This window comes from Cryobacterium sp. MLB-32 (assembly GCF_000738085.1).
Taxonomy (GTDB): Bacteria; Actinomycetota; Actinomycetes; order Actinomycetales; family Microbacteriaceae; genus Cryobacterium.
Genome location: NZ_JPRS01000036.1, coordinates 21,723 through 39,121, shown reverse-complemented (window position 1 = coordinate 39,121; position 17,399 = coordinate 21,723). Strand labels below are relative to the sequence as shown.

19 protein-coding genes are annotated in these 17,399 nt (G+C 64.6%); 6 read left to right on the top strand and 13 right to left on the bottom strand.

Annotated elements, in window-relative coordinates; all coding sequences use genetic code 11:
- Nucleotides 1-187: hypothetical protein (locus tag JF66_RS23500; RefSeq protein WP_197059336.1), on the top strand; the 187-nt coding region annotated here is incomplete at its 5' end.
- A gap of 720 nt (nucleotides 188-907) precedes the next feature.
- Nucleotides 908-1,351 (top strand): hypothetical protein, encoded by a 444-nt coding sequence (locus JF66_RS06050; RefSeq protein ID WP_035876272.1) that lies wholly within the window; start codon nucleotides 908-910, stop codon nucleotides 1,349-1,351.
- A gap of 427 nt (nucleotides 1,352-1,778) precedes the next feature.
- Here the strand turns inward: JF66_RS06050 and JF66_RS06045 are convergent, their stop codons facing one another.
- Nucleotides 1,779-2,480: a response regulator gene (locus JF66_RS06045; protein WP_035876271.1), complete on the bottom strand. Its 702-nt coding sequence runs from the start codon at nucleotides 2,478-2,480 to the stop codon at nucleotides 1,779-1,781.
- On the bottom strand, nucleotides 2,477-4,111 hold the full coding sequence (locus JF66_RS06040) for a sensor histidine kinase (protein WP_035876270.1): 1,635 nt from the start codon (nucleotides 4,109-4,111) through the stop codon (nucleotides 2,477-2,479). The genes JF66_RS06045 and JF66_RS06040 overlap by 4 nt, the downstream gene beginning before the upstream one ends.
- Nucleotides 4,112-4,267: 156 nt before the next feature.
- Between JF66_RS06040 and JF66_RS06035 the strand changes: the two genes are divergently transcribed.
- From JF66_RS06035 to JF66_RS06020, 4 genes are all read left to right on the top strand, one after another.
- Nucleotides 4,268-5,653 carry a cation:dicarboxylate symporter family transporter gene (locus tag JF66_RS06035; RefSeq protein ID WP_035876269.1) on the top strand — a complete coding sequence of 462 codons (1,386 nt, stop codon included), beginning with the start codon at nucleotides 4,268-4,270 and terminating at the stop codon, nucleotides 5,651-5,653.
- A gap of 278 nt (nucleotides 5,654-5,931) precedes the next feature.
- Nucleotides 5,932-7,260 (top strand): glycine betaine/L-proline ABC transporter ATP-binding protein, encoded by a 1,329-nt coding sequence (locus tag JF66_RS06030; protein WP_051973181.1) that lies wholly within the window; start codon nucleotides 5,932-5,934, stop codon nucleotides 7,258-7,260.
- The gene (locus JF66_RS06025) at nucleotides 7,257-8,195 is read left to right on the top strand and encodes a proline/glycine betaine ABC transporter permease (RefSeq protein WP_035876268.1); all 939 of its coding nucleotides are present in this window, start codon (nucleotides 7,257-7,259) and stop codon (nucleotides 8,193-8,195) included. Before JF66_RS06030 ends, JF66_RS06025 begins: the two co-directional genes overlap by 4 nt.
- Before the next feature lie 123 nt (nucleotides 8,196-8,318).
- Nucleotides 8,319-9,221 carry a glycine betaine ABC transporter substrate-binding protein gene (locus tag JF66_RS06020; RefSeq protein ID WP_035876267.1) on the top strand — a complete coding sequence of 301 codons (903 nt, stop codon included), beginning with the start codon at nucleotides 8,319-8,321 and terminating at the stop codon, nucleotides 9,219-9,221.
- A 215-nt stretch (nucleotides 9,222-9,436) separates the two neighbouring features.
- On the opposite strand, the gene JF66_RS06015 is transcribed toward JF66_RS06020, so the two are convergent.
- The 11 genes from JF66_RS06015 to JF66_RS05970 form a co-directional block, all read right to left on the bottom strand.
- Complete coding sequence (locus JF66_RS06015; protein WP_081882181.1) at nucleotides 9,437-9,805, bottom strand: DUF1801 domain-containing protein; 369 nt, start codon at nucleotides 9,803-9,805, stop codon at nucleotides 9,437-9,439.
- A 117-nt stretch (nucleotides 9,806-9,922) separates the two neighbouring features.
- Nucleotides 9,923-10,684 carry an alpha/beta hydrolase gene (locus tag JF66_RS06010; protein WP_035876265.1) on the bottom strand — a complete coding sequence of 254 codons (762 nt, stop codon included), beginning with the start codon at nucleotides 10,682-10,684 and terminating at the stop codon, nucleotides 9,923-9,925.
- Between the two features lie 2 nt (nucleotides 10,685-10,686).
- A complete protein-coding gene (locus JF66_RS06005) occupies nucleotides 10,687-11,685 on the bottom strand; it encodes an FKBP-type peptidyl-prolyl cis-trans isomerase (RefSeq protein WP_051973179.1) in 999 nt (332 codons plus the stop codon).
- Between the two features lie 74 nt (nucleotides 11,686-11,759).
- Nucleotides 11,760-12,353, bottom strand: coding sequence for a CbiQ family ECF transporter T component (locus JF66_RS06000; RefSeq protein ID WP_035876264.1), 594 nt, complete (start codon nucleotides 12,351-12,353; stop codon nucleotides 11,760-11,762).
- Nucleotides 12,350-13,030, bottom strand: coding sequence for an energy-coupling factor ABC transporter ATP-binding protein (locus tag JF66_RS05995; protein ID WP_035876263.1), 681 nt, complete (start codon nucleotides 13,028-13,030; stop codon nucleotides 12,350-12,352). The genes JF66_RS06000 and JF66_RS05995 overlap by 4 nt, the downstream gene beginning before the upstream one ends.
- A gap of 3 nt (nucleotides 13,031-13,033) precedes the next feature.
- A complete protein-coding gene (locus tag JF66_RS24190; RefSeq protein WP_231556315.1) occupies nucleotides 13,034-13,435 on the bottom strand; it encodes a biotin transporter BioY in 402 nt (133 codons plus the stop codon).
- A 20-nt stretch (nucleotides 13,436-13,455) separates the two neighbouring features.
- Entirely contained in the window at nucleotides 13,456-13,659 is a 204-nt protein-coding gene (locus tag JF66_RS24185; RefSeq protein WP_231556313.1) for a hypothetical protein, read from the bottom strand.
- 87 nt (nucleotides 13,660-13,746) lie between these two features.
- Nucleotides 13,747-15,546 carry a glycoside hydrolase family 15 protein gene (locus JF66_RS05985; protein ID WP_035876262.1) on the bottom strand — a complete coding sequence of 600 codons (1,800 nt, stop codon included), beginning with the start codon at nucleotides 15,544-15,546 and terminating at the stop codon, nucleotides 13,747-13,749.
- Between the two features lie 83 nt (nucleotides 15,547-15,629).
- Nucleotides 15,630-16,100 carry a hypothetical protein gene (locus JF66_RS05980; RefSeq protein ID WP_035876261.1) on the bottom strand — a complete coding sequence of 157 codons (471 nt, stop codon included), beginning with the start codon at nucleotides 16,098-16,100 and terminating at the stop codon, nucleotides 15,630-15,632.
- A 91-nt stretch (nucleotides 16,101-16,191) separates the two neighbouring features.
- On the bottom strand, nucleotides 16,192-16,380 hold the full coding sequence (locus JF66_RS05975) for a hypothetical protein (RefSeq protein WP_035876279.1): 189 nt from the start codon (nucleotides 16,378-16,380) through the stop codon (nucleotides 16,192-16,194).
- A gap of 81 nt (nucleotides 16,381-16,461) precedes the next feature.
- Nucleotides 16,462-17,319 (bottom strand): sugar phosphate isomerase/epimerase, encoded by an 858-nt coding sequence (locus tag JF66_RS05970; protein WP_051973178.1) that lies wholly within the window; start codon nucleotides 17,317-17,319, stop codon nucleotides 16,462-16,464.
- Between the last annotated feature and the right edge of the window lie 80 nt (nucleotides 17,320-17,399).

Below are 17,399 nucleotides of genomic sequence, written 5' to 3'. Positions count from 1 at the left end.
TCGTGGATTTGCTTCTTCGACCGCACCGGACGCCGTGTATATGGCGCTTGGCGCCGGGCTTCTTATGTTCGCGGCCTTGGCGCTCACGCCATGGCTTCGTCCGATCTGGCTTCGACTGATCGCCGCACTTGGGCTTTCCGTCCTGCTGGCCGCTTACTGGGTCTGGTTTCACCTCTTCTCCTACTGAAGCGATGATGCGGCCACGGTTTGCTCGGGGGAAAACGATGCCAGCCTACGCGAGGTCGTTTGTCAGGGCCGGAAAGCGTCAAGCTGGCTGGAGACGACGCTGACTCAGAACCCGGTCACCAACACTTGCAAACGACTATTCACCGTGACGGGCGACGACTCCGGCAAGGCGCCGATGAAGCGTCCGGACCCTGGCCCGGAACAACCCCTCACACGAAATCTCCGCGAGCCCGCCCGCAAGCGGGACCTCCTGCGGGAATGCCCCGTAAAGACGGGGCCGCGCACACCGTCTGAACGAACTTGTCCCGTTTGCCCTGTCGCGTTAGGAAATCCCGCCAAGGCACGTCAACTGCGACAGGCTGAGGACCGCGTTCGGGTCACGTCTGTTCAAGACGACTGCATGACTTTCAACGAACTTGGGAGCCGGATTGTCCGAAGTGCGTGGCAAAGGTCCGACCTGAACTGTCACACGACGCTGTGGATGGGAGTGCCGTCAGTTGCCGAGATCGCGGTGACAAGCGGTTCGGCGGGTGAGGCAGGGGTACCTTCCGTGAGGAGGGTGCTCTACGGGCAGGCAGAACTAGCTGCTGATTCGAAAAGCAGTCTCGGTATGAATGATAAAAGTCTCGACTACCTCAAGAACTGACACTGAGCATGGGGATGGTCGGGGGTCTGCTTTGGCGAGCCCAATGATGGTGGCAATGCCGCGCATGAACCGGTTATGACGCTCTCTCCGACTGCCGACCCGCTCGCTCTGCTCGACCTCGCTTTCGATCAGGATGTCGCCGAGCTCCTCGATGCGATGCCGGAGGAGCGTGAAGCTGAGTTGTGGTGGGACGCCCATCATTCGACAGGTCTGCAGACAGCCTGGTCGGTCGGTTTTCTGCATGATCTGATCGGAGTCGTTGATGCCGGCGCAAATTTTCCGTTTGCTGTGATCGGTGACCGGAATAGTGGTCGATGGATGCAGCTTTTTGGGACGCCGGCACTTGGGTACTCAGTCGAGCTCAGTACAGACGGCTCGGACAACATGTGGATCTTAGGCGAGCAGGGCGGCGACGGGACGCCGGCGACGATCCAGGGGGCGAAAACTACGTTGATTGCAAGCGGCACCAGATCTTGGGTGTGGAGGCGGCGCACGACGCTCTGGAGAGCTGGGTGCTGAGAGGCGCCACCCCAGAGCGATCGATGGCCGAAATCAAGACCTACTGACCCGCACTGAAAGCCGCCACCGCTCTGAGGATCATTCCTGACGAAGCGGGGGCAGCTTTTTTTGCGCCCCTGACCGCAGTTACACCCCGCCTGTGCGAGACCCCCAAGTCACTGGTAAGCAGTGACCACTCACGTAATGGTCACGCGAATTCCACTATCAAAGCAGTGACTCACCGGGACGTTGGTGCCAGAATCGATGAGGGACTGACATCTAAATAGCTGGTGAAAGTTGCTTTTAGAACTCAGCGGGACGTCAAGAAAAAATAGAATCTAGCACAGTGGGTTCCCGGTTCAAGTCCGGGGGGCACCATCCACAAAAATTCCGCATGTCTTCGGACATGCGGATTTTTTTTGCCCTCACGCCGACCGAAACCGTGCGCTCAGCCGCGGCGCCACGAGTATTCGTTTTCGGGACGGCCGGGCGTGCCGAAGCGGGGAGCCCGCACCACTGCGCCGGTGTCGGCGAGAAACTCGAGGTAGCGTCGGGCGGTGACGCGCGACATGCCCAGGAGCTCGGCGACCTCGGTCGCCGACAGGGGCGAGCGCTCCTGCTGCAGAAACTCGGTCACGCTGTGCAGGGTGTCGTCGGCGAGGCCTTTGGGCCGCGGCACGTCGGTGGGGGAGCGCAGGCTCGCGAAGGCCTGGTCGAGGTCGGACTGCGTCGTCATATTCGAGGTCGACCCGAGCTGTCGGCGGAAGTCCCGATAGCTGACGAGCTTCTTCGCGAAGGTCGCATACGTGAAGGGCTTGATCAGGTACTGCACGACTCCCGCAGCGATCGCGCCCCGCACCGCCTGCAGCTCCCGCACGGCGGTGATCGCAATGATGTCGGTCGCCAACCCGGCCGAGCGGATGCGACGGCTGACGTCGAGCCCGTGCACGTCGGGCAGGTTCATGTCCATCAGCACGAGGTCGATCGGGGTGCCGGCCCGGGCCGCCGCCGTGAGCATGCGCAGTGCCGTCTGGCCGGTTCCTGCGCTCCCCACGAGAACGAACCCGTCGATTCGGCCCACGTACGCGGCGTGCGCCTCCGCCGTGAGGGGCTCATCGTCGACCACGAGCACGCGAATGTCCCGCGTCATGCGGGCACGCGTTCCGTGACCGTAGCCAGCGCGGTGGGGATGGTCACCGTGAAGACCGCGCCATCGCGGCGACCGATCTGCAGCGTGCCACCGAGGCGGATGACGGCCTGTCGCACGAGCGCGAGGCCGAGTCCTCGACCGTATCCGGCATGCTCCTTGGTGCTGTAGCCGAGCCGCTCAACCTGCTCAACGGCATCTGCGTTGACCCCCGGCCCGCTGTCGGCCACCTCGATCACCACCGCCTCGATCGTGCGGCTGACCGTGACGTGCACGGAGCGCGGCGCGGGAGCGGATGCCGCAGCGTCGAGGGCGTTGTCGATCAGGTTGCCGAGCACGGTCACCAGATCCTGCACCGACAGCCCGGAATCGGCGATAGTGCCCGATGCGGTGACCGTGAGCAGGATGCCCAGTTCATTGGCCTGGGCCGACTTTCCCATGATGAGGGCGCTGATCACGGGTTCGTCGACGGAGTTGACCATCTCATCGGTGAGCCGTTGACTGAGCTCGAGATCTGCTGTGGCATAGGCGAGCGCCTGGTCGGTGCGGCCCAATTCCATGAGCGACACGATTGTATGCAACCGGTTGGAGTGCTCGTGCGTCTGAGCCCGGAGGGCGTCGGACAGGGTGCGCATCGACTGCAGCTCGCTGCCGAGGGTTTGCAGGTCGGTGTGGTCTCGAATCGTGGCCACGTGCCCAATGACGGTGGCCTTGTTCCGCGCCGAGGTCGGTGAGGTCATGGCCGGCTCCTGGCTGACCACGAGCACACGCGTCTGGGTGAGGAACACCTCATCATGGGCCGATCGGCCGCTGCCGAACAGCTCGCCCAAGCTCTCGGGCAGGTTCAGTTCGTCGAGCGTCGGTGCCAGGCCGTGCCCCGGCTGTTCCCTCGGGGCGATGCCGAGCAGGCGTGCGGCCTGGTCGTTGTAGAGAACGAGTCGTCCGCCGGGAGCTACGAGGACGAGGCCCTCACGCACCGAATGCAGCACGGAATCGTAGTAGACGAAAAGCTGTGCGAGATGTTCGGGACCCCAGCCGAGGGTTACCCGTTGCAGGTATCGGCCGAGCAAGGCGGACATGAGGGATCCCGCCACGAGCAGGGCGAGCGCCAGGGCGAGCAGCGCCGGCAGCCGCGCGTTCAGGGCAATGGTCACATTGCTCGTGGTGACTCCCGCGGCCACGAGCGCCACGACGGAACCGCCCCCGTCGACCACAGGGACCACCGCACGAACCGATGGCCCGAGCGTTCCCGTGCTGATTTCGGTGAAGGCCTTCCCGCCCAGGGCGGGTTCGATCGCGCCGATATAGTCGGCACCGAGTTCCGCCGGGTTCGGGTGTGTCCACCGCGTGCGGTCGGGGGCCATGATCGTGATGAAGTCGAGGCCGGCGTCATGGGTGACATCGAGGGCGTAGGGCTGCAGCACCGCGGTGGGATCAGTCGAGGAAGCGGCGCTGAGCGTGAGCGGACTATCGGCTATCGTCGTGGCGACCGACAACATCCGCGCCTCGGTTTCCTCGAAGCTCTGATCGCGGGCATCGACGAAAAGTGCGGTGCCGATGAAGGTCGTGAGCACGAAGACGGACAGCGCGTGAGCCACCAGGAGCCGGCGGGCAATGCTCCATTCGCCGTTCACAGTTGGTGCCTTTCGCGTGTTGAACCAGAAACAGGCCTGTGAACAGTATGACCGCAAGCGCGACGAACAGCGTGGTGTCGACCAGTGTGAGACCCAATCAGGACCAGCACGGACCCCAGCCGGGCCCGGAGCGAAACCAGGACAAAGGAGTCTGACATGGCGTCGTCGTCATCCCCCCGCGCAGCGAAACCGCGCAAACGCATTGATCGCTCGCACTACCTCTACATGGCCGTCATCGTGGCCGTTCTGCTCGGCATCGTCGTCGGGCTGGTGTGGGGCGGCCCCGACGGCTTCGCAGTGAAGCTCAAGCCGATGGGTGACGCCTTCGTCAACCTCATCAAGATGATGATCGCCCCGGTCATCTTCTGCACGATCATCCTGGGCATCGGGTCGATCGCCAAGGCGGCCACGGTGGGCAAGGTCGGTGGCCTTGCCCTCGGCTACTTCGTGATCATGTCCACCTTCGCCCTCGGAATTGGCCTCGTCGTCGGCAACATGGTGCACCCGGGAACGGGCCTCGACCTGTCCGATGCGAACTACGTTCCGCCGGCGGCCGCGGAGAGCTCCAACTTCCTGATGAGCATCATCCCGACGACGCTGGTCTCCTCGCTCACCTCGGGCAGCATCCTGCAGACCCTGCTCGTGGCACTCATCGCCGGCTTCGCCCTGCAGCGGATGGGCCCGGCCGGTGTGCCGATCCTGCGGGGAATCGCCCACGTTCAGGCGTTGGTCTTCCGCATCCTCATCATGATCATGTGGCTCGCCCCGATCGGCGCGTTCGGCGCGATCGCCGCTGTGGTCGGTTCCACGGGTATTCAGGCCATCGTGAGCCTGTTCACCCTGATGGGTGCGTTCTACGCCACCTGCGTGGTCTTTATTGTGGTCATTCTGGGCGGTCTCCTGAAGATCGTCACCGGTGTGAACATCTTCAAGCTGATGCGCTACCTCGGCCGCGAGTACCTGCTCATCGTCTCGACCTCGTCGTCTGAGGCCGCGCTGCCGCGCCTCATCGCCAAGATGGAGCACCTCGGCGTATCGAAGCCCGTCGTGGGCGTCACCGTGCCGGTCGGCTACTCGTTCAACCTCGACGGCACAGCGATCTACCTCACCATGGCGTCCATCTTCATCTCCAACGCCATGGGCAAGTCGATGAACCTCGGCGAGCAGGTGGGACTGCTGGTCTTCATGATCATCGCGTCGAAGGGTGCGGCCGGCGTTTCCGGCGCTGGACTGGCCACCCTCGCGGCCGGGCTGCAGTCCCACGCCCCCGAACTCGTGGGCGGCGTCGGCTTTATCGTGGGCATCGACCGGTTCATGTCCGAGGCCCGTGCGCTCACCAACTTCACGGGTAATGCCGTGGCCACCGTACTGATCGGAACCTGGACCCGCGAGATCGACCGTGCGCGGGTGGACCGGGTGCTCTCCAAGCAGGACCCGTTCGATGAGACCACGATGGTGGCTCACCACGGTTTTCAGACCCCCGTCGACGCCGACGCCGCTGTTCTCGCCGAGACGCGCAAGCCGGCCACGATCGGCGCGTAATCGCCGCGTAGCGGGTGACTACGGGTGCCGCCGGGAGGATTCGTCCCCGGCGGCACTCGTCTTTTCGGTACACCAAAATGCCGTGTGCTAGCGTAGAAGACGGTCTTAGAACCTTCACCAGAGCGCGCGCAGGCATGGGGCATCACCGACATCCGGGATGAAATCGCCTGCACGTATGGTGCGGCCCTGACGGACACGATCCCATGATCGGTCCGGCCCACGCCTGGGGAACGGGTGGGCAGGTCACGGTCCACCCGTTCGACATGAGCGAGTACCCGATGCATCGACCCCTGGTCGAGTTCGGCGTACACCGGAGAACATTGACCGCAACTATTGCCGTGAAGGCAGAGCACCTGTACAAAGCGTTCGGACGCCGTCCGCACGAGATCGTGAAGCAGCTTGTGGCCGGTAAAAGCCGCGCCGAGGTTGCGCACCTGGGTACCGCCGCCGTCATCGACGCATCCTTTGAGGTGAAACGTGGCGAGATCTTCGTCGTGATGGGACTGTCGGGTTCCGGCAAGTCGACCCTCATCCGCATGCTCAACGGCCTGTGGGATGCCACCTCCGGCTCCGTCACTGTGGGGGACACCGACATCACCGGCATCTCCGCTGCGGAGCTCCGCGAGGTTCGCCGCACGAGCGTCTCCATGGTCTTCCAGCACTTCGCGCTGCTGCCGCACCGCACGGTGATCGACAACGTGGCCTACGGCCTCGAGATTCAGGGAATGCCCCGGACCGAGCGCCTCGCCAAAGCCCAAACGATCATTGACCTCGTCGGCCTGGCCGGCTGGGCAGACAGCCTGCCTGCGGAGCTTTCCGGTGGAATGCAGCAGCGGGTCGGCCTCGGCCGTGCTCTCGCGGCCGACACCGACGTGCTCCTCATGGACGAGGCGTTCAGCGCCCTTGACCCGCTCATTCGCCGTGAAATGCAGGAGCAGCTCATCGAGCTGCAGGCAGCCCTCGGCAAGACGATCATCTTCATCACCCACGACCTCAACGAGGCCATGTTCCTCGGTGATCGCATCGCCGTGATGCGCGACGGTCGAATCGTGCAGATCGGGACCCCGGAGGAAATCCTCACCGACCCCGCCAACGACTATGTCGCCCAGTTCGTGCAGGACGTCGACCGGGCCCGAGTGCTGACCGCCGCGAGCGTGATGGAACCCGTTCGTTCGGTCGTCACGATAAACGCCGGCCCACGTGCGGCTCTGCGCACGATGCGCGACCTGCAGACATCCGTCACCTTCGTGGTGAACCGAGACCGTACCTTCGCCGGGATCGTTCGTGACCGTGACGTTCTCACCCAGGTGAAGGCCGGCGATACCGACCTGAGGGCGATCATCCGTGACGATGCGACAGCCGTCGCACCGGACAGCCCACTCGTCGACCTCGTCGAGCCCTCCGTCGAGAGTGATCTGCCGATGGCTGTGGTCGATGCGAAGAACCGCCTTCTGGGTGTCATTCCCCGGGTCACGCTGCTCGCGGCGCTCGGAAACGTCTCCACGACCACGGGCGAACAGCCCGTGATTGAGCCTCCCGCCACTATTTCCGTCAGCGTGATCACCGAAACCCTGCGCGACACCGCGCTGGAAGGAGCCGAAGCGTGAACGAGTTCCGACTTCCCCTCGGCGACCTGGTCGAGGTCTTCGTTGATTTTCTCACCGAGCACCTAGGGTTCATATTCGACTTCATCCGCTTCATTTTCGCCGGAGCCTTTGAATTTGTCGATCTTGTGCTGGTGTCCCCACCGTTCTATGTGATCCTCGCCCTCGCGGCAGGGCTTGCCCTGATCACGCGCGGCTGGAAGTTCTTCGCCGGCACCATCATCGGGCTCCTGTTGATCGTGGGAGTGGGCCAGTGGGAAAACGCCATGGACACGCTCGCGCTTGTGCTCGTCGCCAGCCTGATCGCGATGGCCGTGAGCATCCCGTTGGGTATCCTGGCCGCCAAGTCGCAGGTAGCCTCGGCAATCATTCGGCCGATTCTTGACTTCATGCAGACGATGCCCGCATTCGTCTACCTGATTCCGGCGCTCATTCTCTTTGGTCTCGGCGAGGTCCCGGGAATCGTGGCGACGATCATCTTCTCCCTGGCGCCCGGCGTCCGCCTGACCGAACTGGGGATCCGCGGGGTCGACCCTGAGGTCGTCGAAGCCGGCTCGGCCTTCGGCGCCTCACCGGGCCGAATCCTGCGGCAGATCCAGCTCCCGCTCGCCATGCCCACCATCATGGCCGGCATCAATCAGGTCATCATGCTGTCACTTTCGATGGTGGTGATCGCCGGAATGGTCGGCGCCGGCGGTCTGGGTCAACAAGTCATCACGAGCCTGAACCGTATTGATATCGCGTTGGGCTTCGAGGCCGGACTGGCCGTCGTGATCCTGGCGATCTTCCTCGACCGGCTGACCGCTGCGCTCGGCAAGGGCAGCACGCCGATCGGCCGCATCCTCGCAGCACGCCGGAGCCGCACGTCTGGTTCGCCCGCAGCAACACACGCCGCACCGGCGCCCGTCGAACCTTCCGGCGAACCGGTGCGAGCCTAACCCACACACTCACGAGTGCGAGAGCACCCGTGTCCAGAGGCGGCGTGTCACAGCCTAGAGACACACCGCCTGCACCAAGAGCCAACCCTGCCGCCGTTCAGACGGCAAGAATGGAAAAAGCATATGAAGATACGTTCCAAGTCATTTCTCGCAGCCGGAGCGGTGAGCCTTCTTGCGCTCACCGGTTGTGCCGCAGCAGAGCCGCAGGCCGTCGAAACAGTCGGTGGCGGAAACGACGACCAGAAGAAGCTGAGCCTGGCCGTTTTCAACGGTTGGGACGAGGGCGTCGCGGTCTCCGAACTGTGGAAGCACATCCTCGATGAAAAGGGCTACAACGTCGAGCTTGAGTACGCCGCCGTCGCACCCATCTTCCTCGGCATCTCCGAGGGCGACTACGACTTCACCATGGATGTCTGGTCTCCCGGAACTCACGCGGACTACCTCGCCGAGTATGGCGCCGACATGGTCGACCTCGGAGCCTGGAACGACCAGTCCATGCTCACCGTCGCCGTGAACGCCGATGCTCCGATCGATTCCCTCGCCGAGCTGGCCGCCAACGCCGACCTCTTCGACAACCGTATCGTGGGTATCGAGCCCGGCGCCGGACTCACCACGGCCACCACGGAGCGCGTCATTCCGACGTATGGCCTCGAAGGCATGGACTTCATTACGTCCTCGACCGCTGCCATGCTCACCGAGCTGACCACGGCCCTCGATAACGGCGACAACATCGCCGTGACGCTGTGGGAGCCGCACTGGGCTTATGGCGCACTGGACATCAAGACGCTTGAGGACCCCGAGGGCACTCTGGCAGACGTTGAGAGCCTGCACTCCTACGGCAAGACCGGTTTTGCGTCGGACTTCCCTCAGGCCGCGACGTGGATCGGGGACTTCAAGATGGACCTCGACCAGCTCGGCTCGCTCGAGACGGCCATGTTCGTTGACTACGACGGCCAGGAGTACGAGCCCATTGTTGCGCAGTGGATTGCTGACAACCAGGACTACGTCGACTCGCTGACCAGCTAGCAGTTGCACGCGGTCGATGACCGCGCGAAGGGCCCGTGTCGTTTCCGACACGGGCCCTTTCTGCGTGCAGACATGATGCTGCGGCGGCCTGAACCTGACGCGGCCGCTGACCGCGCACGAAGGGCCCGTGTCGAGGTGACACGGGCCCTTCGTCGTGCAGGGTGTTGCGCGTGGGGCGGCTCGAAGCAGTCGAGTCGGCCACGGCCTACCGTCGTTTAGGCGGCGTCGAGCTCACTCACCTGCTGGATCCAGCCGTCAAAGAGCGCCTCATCGAGATCGTCGATGCTGCGCAGTTTGAATTCGGCCATCTCGGCGGAACCGCTCGCATTGAGCTTGCCGGAATCATCCTTGATGGCCTGACCTCGCCAGAACAGCACGGTGACGAACGTCGGATAGGCCTTGAAGCCCGCAACCGGAACTCCGTCATCCAGCCAAACGGGATGCCCGTGCCACATCTCCGTGGAGGTCTCCGGCAGCCCGATGTCCAGCTTCGCGCGCAGCGCGGTGACGACGGCGGCGAGGGGCCCTGTCGGCCTGGCAACGTAGGCGTCCATTGTCGTTGGCGCCGCTACGGGAGTCGTCATGGCGGGGAGATCGGAAGATGTGGTTTCCAGCGTGGATGTCAGGTGATCCTCTTTCTAATTATGGGTCTATGAACTTCCACCCTGTCACGGATTCACTCTGGCTGTCTGGGTGCCTGCTCAGGAAGTGGCAATCAGGAAGGCGTTCAGCTCGGCGGTGATCTGCTGGGCCACCGCATCGGAGGGGATGGTTGCGGTGCCGTCGCCGGGCTGTACACCGAAGGCTCCGAAGCTGGCATGGTTGGCGCCAGCGATCTGCACAAACCGCGTATCGAGGGGCAGTAGATCGCTCGTCTCGGTGATTTTCGCCGGCGTGCTCAGCCCGTCGTTGCTGCCGGAGATGCTGAGAACGGGTACGCCGGAATCACTGATGCTCGATGCGCAATAACTGGCGAAGAGAACAAGGCCGGAGACCTTCGGATCGGGGGAGTCCACGAGCATGCAGGCGCGCACGCCGCCAAGGGAATGGCCACCCACGTACCACGTCGACACGTTCGGCGCCGCGGAGGTGAATGTGCTGAGGGGCCGCTGGTCGAAGAACGCAAGGTTGAGCGTGGGCTTGGTGATCACGACCGTGGCACCGCTGGCCTCAACGGTTCCCGCGAGCGGTGCGAGGTAGGCGTAGGGATCGACGCGGGCGCCGGGAATGAAGACGAGGCCCACACCGGATGCCGCTTCCGTCGGCGCAATCACGACCGACGTCGGCGTATCGGTCACCGTGACCGCCGTGCTCTGCAGCACCGCGGCCGCCGGTCCGCGCTCGGCGACCATGGGCGTGTTCGCCCACACCAAGAATCCGGTGAGAACAAGCGTGAGGGCGGCGAGGCCGAACACTCCGGTACGGCGCGCGCCGCGGGCAATACGGTGCCGCCGCCCGCTCATGGCTAGGCCGCCGGGGTGGGTGCCGTGCCGAGGATGTCGACGACGAAGACCAGGGTGTCGGTGCCGGAGATACCGGCCTGACTGTTGCCTGCGTCGCCGTAGCCCTGAGCGGGGGGAATGACCGCCAGAACCTGCGAGCCCACTGTCTGTCCGACGAGGGCGTCTCCGAAGCCGGTGACGACCTTGTCCGTGGCGAACGCCGCCGGGCCCGCGACATTCCATGACGAGTCGAAGGTCTTTCCGGTTGCCCACACGACCCCGGTGTATTCCACGGACACGGTGTCACCTGCGGCGACGACCGCGCCGTCACCCTTCTTGAGGGTGGAAATCTTCAGATCGCTCGGCGCATCCGTGTCGGGGATGCTGATCGTCGGCTCGCCGTTGTCGGCGAGCGCCACCGTGGGAAGTCCGGGCTCCACGGGCTGGTCGACGCCGGTTGCCTGAGTGGCCTGGATGCCGTTGATGTCGATCACGAAAACCATGGAGTCCTCGGCGCCGAGGCCGAGGCTGGTCCATCCCTTGTCACCGAATCCATCGGAGGGCGGCATCACGGCGACGACCCGGTCGCCGGCGACCGAGCAATTCACGGCGCGAACCAGTCCGGGAACGTAGCTGTCGGCGACGCTGAGGGATACCTGGGAGGCATCCGCTCCGTAGCCGGTGGAATCGATCTTCTCACCCGTCGCACCGTTGAATGCGGTGAAGGAAACCTGAACCACAGAGCCGACCGTCGTCGTGGTATCGCCATCGCCCTTGATGGCGACCGTGCGCTCCGTGGCGGTGGTCTTGAGAGGCGAGTCGAAGGTGACGGTGGGTTCCGCGCCGAAGTCGCCCGTCACGGAGATCGCGTCAGACGTCTTTCCGGAATCCGTGCAGTTGGCCGTGGCTGACGCGGGGTCGGCACTGGTTGTCGCTGCGGGCGTACCGCTACTGCCGCTGCACGCGGTGAGGGCAAGTGACAGGCCGAAGATGGTCAGGAGGATGGGAAGTTTTTTTGACACAGGATTCTTTCTACGCGAAGGATGTCTCCACCAACACTCCCACGTTGTGGCTTCGAGCAGGCTGACAGCGCCGGTCAGTCGTCGAGTCCGCGCGCGGCCAGTGCTTCGCCGAGGGCGTCCGCGGCATAGAGGGACCGCACCACGACGGGCACTGCGAGCGCAAGCAGGGATCCGTGGGTGCCGCGCGCCTTGCGGGCCTCGAGCACCTCTTTCACGATGTCGGTGACGAGGGGGATGCACCGGATGGTCAGGGCCACGAGGAGTCCGATCCGTTCGGAATCGATCCAGCGCGCGAAGGGTTTGAGGAGCGTCTCGAACGCCTCGAGAACGGCGGTCACGGTGGTCGTGAGGGTGAAGAGCGCGGCGAGGGCGACCGCGAGCAGCAGACGGCCGGCCATCAGCCCGGCCACCACCCACCCCGCCAGGAGGCCCTGCACCGGCACGGCGATGACGAGCAGCCAGAGGATGGGAACGACCTGCGCGGCCGCGGCACGCACGGGAACCCGGGCGATCAGAAAGAGGGTCACCACGCCACCGGCCGCGAGACCGAGCGGGGCCAGACTGTCGAACGAGCTGAGGGCCAGCACCGCAATCGACAGCATGAGCAGTTTGAGCAGCGTGGGAGCGCGGTGCACGATCGAGGTGCCCGGGCTGTAGAGGCCGATCACGACACGAGCGTCCGATAGGCCGACAGCGCCTTCGACGGATGTGCGTCGGCCACGACTTCGCCTTCGTCGATGACGATCACGCGGTCGAAGCGTTCGAGCAACTCGAGGTGGTGCGTCACCATGACGACCTGCTGGGCCAGGGTCTCGAGCAGTTCGGAGATACGCCGGGCATTGCGTGCATCGAGGAGGGTGGTGGGCTCGTCTGCCACGACGATCGCCGGTTCCGACACGAGCACGGCGGCGAGGGCGAGGAGCTGCTTCTGCCCGCCGGAGAGACGGTGCGCGGGGTGCTCGGCATGAGCCGTCAGCCCGAAGCGTTCGAGAGTCGTCGCCGTGCGTTCGGCGATCTGCTCGCTCGTGAGTCCTCGGCGACGCAGAGTGAAGGCGACATCCTCCTGCACCGTGGGCATCACGATTTGATTGTCGGGATTGGTGAACACGAAGCCCACCCGTCGGCGCACGTCCTTGCCCCGGCGCGCCACGTCGAGCCCGTCGACGGTTACGGTTCCCTCGCGCGGCACGACGAGCCCATTGATCATTCGGGCGAGGGTAGATTTGCCCGAGCCGTTGGCGCCCACGATGCCGATGCGGTGTTCGGTGAGGGTGAGGTTGATGCCCCGCAGGACCGTCCGCTCGCCGAAGGCGTGCGATACGCCGTCGAACGTGATCGTGCCCACGAGCTACGGAGCTGTCGTGGTTGTGGTTGGCACCGCCGCGGCATCCGTTGAGTCACTCCGGCGGCTTCGGCGCACGATTAGACCGGGGTAGGCGCGGTGCACTTGGCCGGCCACGAGAACCGTGACGACGACCTTGAGGATGTCTCCGGGGATGAACTTGGCGCTGTCGAGGGCGGCCACCCAGAGGGGGAGCCCAAGGTTGACGGCGGTCACGGGGATGCCGAGAAGGTAGACGACGAGGATGCCGCCGAGTGCCGTCGCGCCCAGGGCCGGCCAGAGCCGGTACCTCGGCAGCAGGCGACCGGTGAGGTACCCGATCAGCAGAGCGCCCAGAAGCCACCCGTACAGGTAGCCCGCCGAGGGGCTCGTGGTGAACCAGACCAGGCCGCCGCGCCCGCCGGACAGCAGAGGCAGACCGGCCGCGGTCAGCGCGAGCAGCAGGAGTACCGCGAAGAAGCCTTGCGGGCGCCGAGCACGGCTCCGGCGAGCATGACGCCGAGCGACTGGAAGGTGAGGGGAACCGCGACGCCGCCGAGTGCCAAGGCTCCCGGCAGTCCCAGTGCGGCAATGAGAGCGGCGAAGATGGCGATCTGAGCGAGATCGCGGGCGGAGAGTGTGCGTACTGACATGATTCTCAATCTAGGATTCGCCTGCCGGGCGTTTCCGGAGAAAACCTCCAAAATAACGTAGGGAAGTCTGTACGGCCGTGCAGGTGTTCACCGCTTGGGTGCGGCACTGACCACGGTGGAGCTCGCAACGATGGCGTCGGCCGCCCGCACGAGCGCGAGATGCGACAGGGCCTGCGGCGTATTTCCGGCCTGGCGCCCGTTCGTCACGTCGTATTCTTCGGAGAGCAGACCCACGTCGTTCACGAAACCCACGAGCCTGTCCATGAGCGTCGTCGCGTCGCTCAGTCGATCCGACAGGGCGTACTGCTCGACGAGCCAGAATGAGCAGGCAAGAAACGGGTGCTCGCCCGGTGCCAGCCCGTCGACGGATGCCTCGGTGCGATAGCGCAGCAGCAGCCCGTCGCGCAGGAGGTCTGCTTCGATCGCGGCGACAGTGCCGAGCATGCGCGCATCGGTGGGTTTACAGAAGCCCACCTGCGCGAGAATCAGGAGCGAGGCATCCACTTCCGTGCCGCCGAATGATTGCGTGTAGCTGTTGCGCTCGGTGCTGAAACCGCGCAGCTCAATGTCCTGTCGCACCTCGTCGCGCAGGGCCGTCCACGTCTCGAGCGGGCCGTCGAGGCCGAACTCCGTGATTCCGCGAACCGCGCGATCGAACGCGGCCCACACCATCACCCGCGAATGCGTGAATTCCCGTGCCGGTCCACGGACCTCCCAGATACCCTGATCGGCGCGGTGCCAGTTCTCCTCGAGAAAATGCATGAGTGCGCGCTGCAGGGGCCACGAGAATTTCGTCTCACCGACTCCGGCGATCCGGGCAGCGTGGAGGGCGACCATGACTTCGCCAATGACGTCGGCCTGAAACTGGCTCACGGCACCGTTTCCGACGCGCACCGGGGCGGTGCCGCGATAGCCGGGCAGGCTCGTGAGCTCGCGCTCGGGAAGATAGCGCTCGCCGGAGAGCCCGTACATGATCTGCACGTCTTCGGGGTCGCCGGCTATCGCGCGCAGCAGCCAGGCCCGCCAATCTTCGGCTTCGCTTTCGTAGCCGTGCGACAGCAATACCTCGAGAGTGAGGGATGCGTCTCGGAGCCAGACGTAGCGATAATCCCAGTTGCGCGAGCCGCCGAAGTCTTCCGGGAGGGAGGTCGTTGCCGCCGCAACGATACCGCCCGTATCTTCATGGGTGAGCGCTCGCAACACGAGCATCGAACGCAGCACCTCGTCTTGATAGGGCCCCTGATGGCTGCAGTTGCCCGCCCAGGAACTCCACCATGCGTTCGTCCTGGTCAGCTGGGCGTCAACGTCCACCGCAGAGGGGAGGGGACGTTCGGATTGATACCAGGACATCTGGACATCGACGGTTTCGTCGGCGGAGACCGTGAAGTTGGCGACGTGCCGATGGTCTTCCGCGTGCAGCCGTGGACCCCGAATGACAACGGCGTCGGGGCCGGCTACCGCGATGAGCCCGTGTGCACCCTCGTTCGTCAGCTGCCGCACCCAGGGGAGTGTCGAGCCGTAACCGAATCGCATGCGCAGGTCCTGCCGCATCTCCACGCTCCCCGTGATGCCTCGCACGCGGCGCACGAGGTCTGCCCGCCGATCGCCGTGCGGCATGAAGTCCAGTACTTCGACGCTGCCGTTCCTGGTCGTCCACGTGGTCGACAGGATGAACGTGTCACCCACATAGGAGCGGGTGCAGGTGGCATCGTCATCCTTGGGTGCGAGCAGCCAGCGGCCATGGTTCTCTGTGCCGAGCAGGGCCCCGAACATCGATGCGGAGTCGTAGCGCGGCAGGCACAGCCAATCGATGCTGCCGTCGCAGCCGACGAGCGCTGCGGTGTGGCAGTCGCTGATGAGTGCGTAGTCCTCGATGTTGAGCGGCATCAGTCCATGATGTCAGAGGTGCCAGACCGTGGGCTCGGCCTGAGGAGGTGGTCAGGCAACGGGGTGGTCAGGCAACGGGGTGGTCAGGCGACGAGTTTGGCCTGAGCGTCTGTGGATCGAGCGTCTCTCGAGGAGGGTACCGTGACCGGTCCGGTCACAGTCGCCCGCTCGGGCTCGGCCCAGACCGAAATCGGCCCAGGGGTCCACGACAGGGCCGTGGGTTCAATGATGGCGTCGCTCACCACGGCTGCTGCCCGTGCCTTCGACAGGCGTTTGGCTGGCGTTGCGACAACGACGGTCGACGGTTCATCGCCGGGTGCGGCCTTGGCGGCACGGAGTGTCAGCGCCAGGTCTGTCGCGATCTGTTCCGACTTGAGGCCGTGAAAAATGATATCGGTATCGTCGGACCGGCGGGGGACCAGCGTCCACAAGCCGTTGACGCCCACCAGATCCGCGAGCTTGTCGTGCAGGAGTTCGAGGATGCGCTCGTCACTCAACTCGGGCGCGGGGGCCACAACAACTGCGGCTGCGACACGACGTCGACGACCAAACATCTCAAGCCCCTTTCAGGCGGAACACTGCTCTATACATAGTCTCAAGGACAAGCGGTGTTCACCCCGGCCGGACACGCCGAGAATCAGCGGGTCATTCCTCAATTCTCCGTTTATTCGCGTCTTCGATCACGGTGCCGATCGCAACGGCGGCGCTCAGCGCCCAGCCGAGCCAGAGCATCACGAGCCGCCAGTCGCGCGGCCCATTACGGGTCGCCTGCACAGTGTTCCATCCACCGGCAATCACGCCGATCATCGCACTGCTGAAAATGAACTTTCGCATGAGGGCCTCCGGCGCCAACAGTACCCGTCCTGCGCAATCGTCGGTGAATGTGACCCATTCGGTGCCGGGAGTGTCGATCGGCTACTCGTCGTCTTCGTGTTCGGTGTCGGGGCGCGCACCCGTCCCCGTCGGCCGGGGAGCGGGCGCCACCCGAGCCGTGTGGCGACGTGCGAAGGCGAGCGTTTCACGCAGCAGATCGCGTCGTTCTTGTTCTGTTTTCGCCTTGCGCGTGTTGACCTCGGCCACGATTGCCCCGGTCCATCTGGCGGTCGCGAGCATGGTGAGCACCTCCGCGACGGGCTCGTTCCCCTGCCCCGGAAGCAGATGCTCGTCGTAGACCCTGCCGTCCTCGAGCGATCCGGAGCCATCACAGAGGTGCACGTGTCGCAGTCGGCTGCCGAGCGCGGTGGCCATCTCGAGGCTGTCGTATCCGCTGAGGGCGCAGTGAGAGAAGTCGAGGGTGACGGCGTCGCAGTCCATGGTCGTGGTGTCCCATGAGGGCGAATAGGCCTTGAACCCCTTGCCGGCGAACGACCACGGAAACATGTTCTCCACGGCGATGTCGACCCCCGTCTCTGTGCTGATGTCCCGCACGAGGTCGAGGAAGTTTTCGGCGTATCCCGCCTGCCAGCGGAACGGAGGATGCACCACGACAGTGGACGCTCCCACGTCGCGGGCCAGTTGGGCCGAGCGTTCGAGCTTGACGTGGGGATCCCGCCCCCACACGAAGTGCGTCAACAGCAGCACCGGGGCGTGAATTGAGAGGATGGGCAGGCTATAACGGCGGGACAACTGCAGCAGGCTGGCGGCGTCCTGGGTGCCCTCATCGCGAGTGACCATGACCTCAATGCCATCAAACCCGGCCTCCTTCGCGAGACGAAAGGCGTGCTCCGTAGCAAGGGGGTAGACGCAGGTGGTGCTCATTCCAATGCGTATCATTCGCGTCAGCATAGTCTCCGACGATTAACCCCCGGGGGTGTCTAAAAAAGACCGTCCCCACCAGCCATTCAGCGGCATCC

Bases quoted from the DNA above. Each gene is read 5' to 3' on its own strand.
- JF66_RS06010 (WP_035876265.1), bottom strand. From the start codon at position 10,684: ATGAGCGGGCGGCGGCACCGTATTGCCCGCGGCGCGCGCCGTACCGGA.
- JF66_RS05970 (WP_051973178.1), bottom strand. From the start codon at position 17,319: ATGATACGCATTGGAATGAGCACCACCTGCGTCTACCCCCTTGCTACG.
- JF66_RS05980 (WP_035876261.1), bottom strand. From the start codon at position 16,100: ATGTTTGGTCGTCGACGTCGTGTCGCAGCCGCAGTTGTTGTGGCCCCC.
- JF66_RS06015 (WP_081882181.1), bottom strand. From the start codon at position 9,805: ATGACGACTCCCGTAGCGGCGCCAACGACAATGGACGCCTACGTTGCC.
- JF66_RS06050 (WP_035876272.1), top strand. From the start codon at position 908: ATGACGCTCTCTCCGACTGCCGACCCGCTCGCTCTGCTCGACCTCGCT.
- JF66_RS06020 (WP_035876267.1), top strand. From the start codon at position 8,319: ATGAAGATACGTTCCAAGTCATTTCTCGCAGCCGGAGCGGTGAGCCTT.
- JF66_RS06035 (WP_035876269.1), top strand. From the start codon at position 4,268: ATGGCGTCGTCGTCATCCCCCCGCGCAGCGAAACCGCGCAAACGCATT.
- JF66_RS05985 (WP_035876262.1), bottom strand. From the start codon at position 15,546: ATGCCGCTCAACATCGAGGACTACGCACTCATCAGCGACTGCCACACC.
- JF66_RS05975 (WP_035876279.1), bottom strand. From the start codon at position 16,380: ATGCGAAAGTTCATTTTCAGCAGTGCGATGATCGGCGTGATTGCCGGT.
- JF66_RS06045 (WP_035876271.1), bottom strand. From the start codon at position 2,480: ATGACGCGGGACATTCGCGTGCTCGTGGTCGACGATGAGCCCCTCACG.
- JF66_RS24185 (WP_231556313.1), bottom strand. From the start codon at position 13,659: ATGTCAGTACGCACACTCTCCGCCCGCGATCTCGCTCAGATCGCCATC.
- JF66_RS06030 (WP_051973181.1), top strand. From the start codon at position 5,932: ATGCATCGACCCCTGGTCGAGTTCGGCGTACACCGGAGAACATTGACC.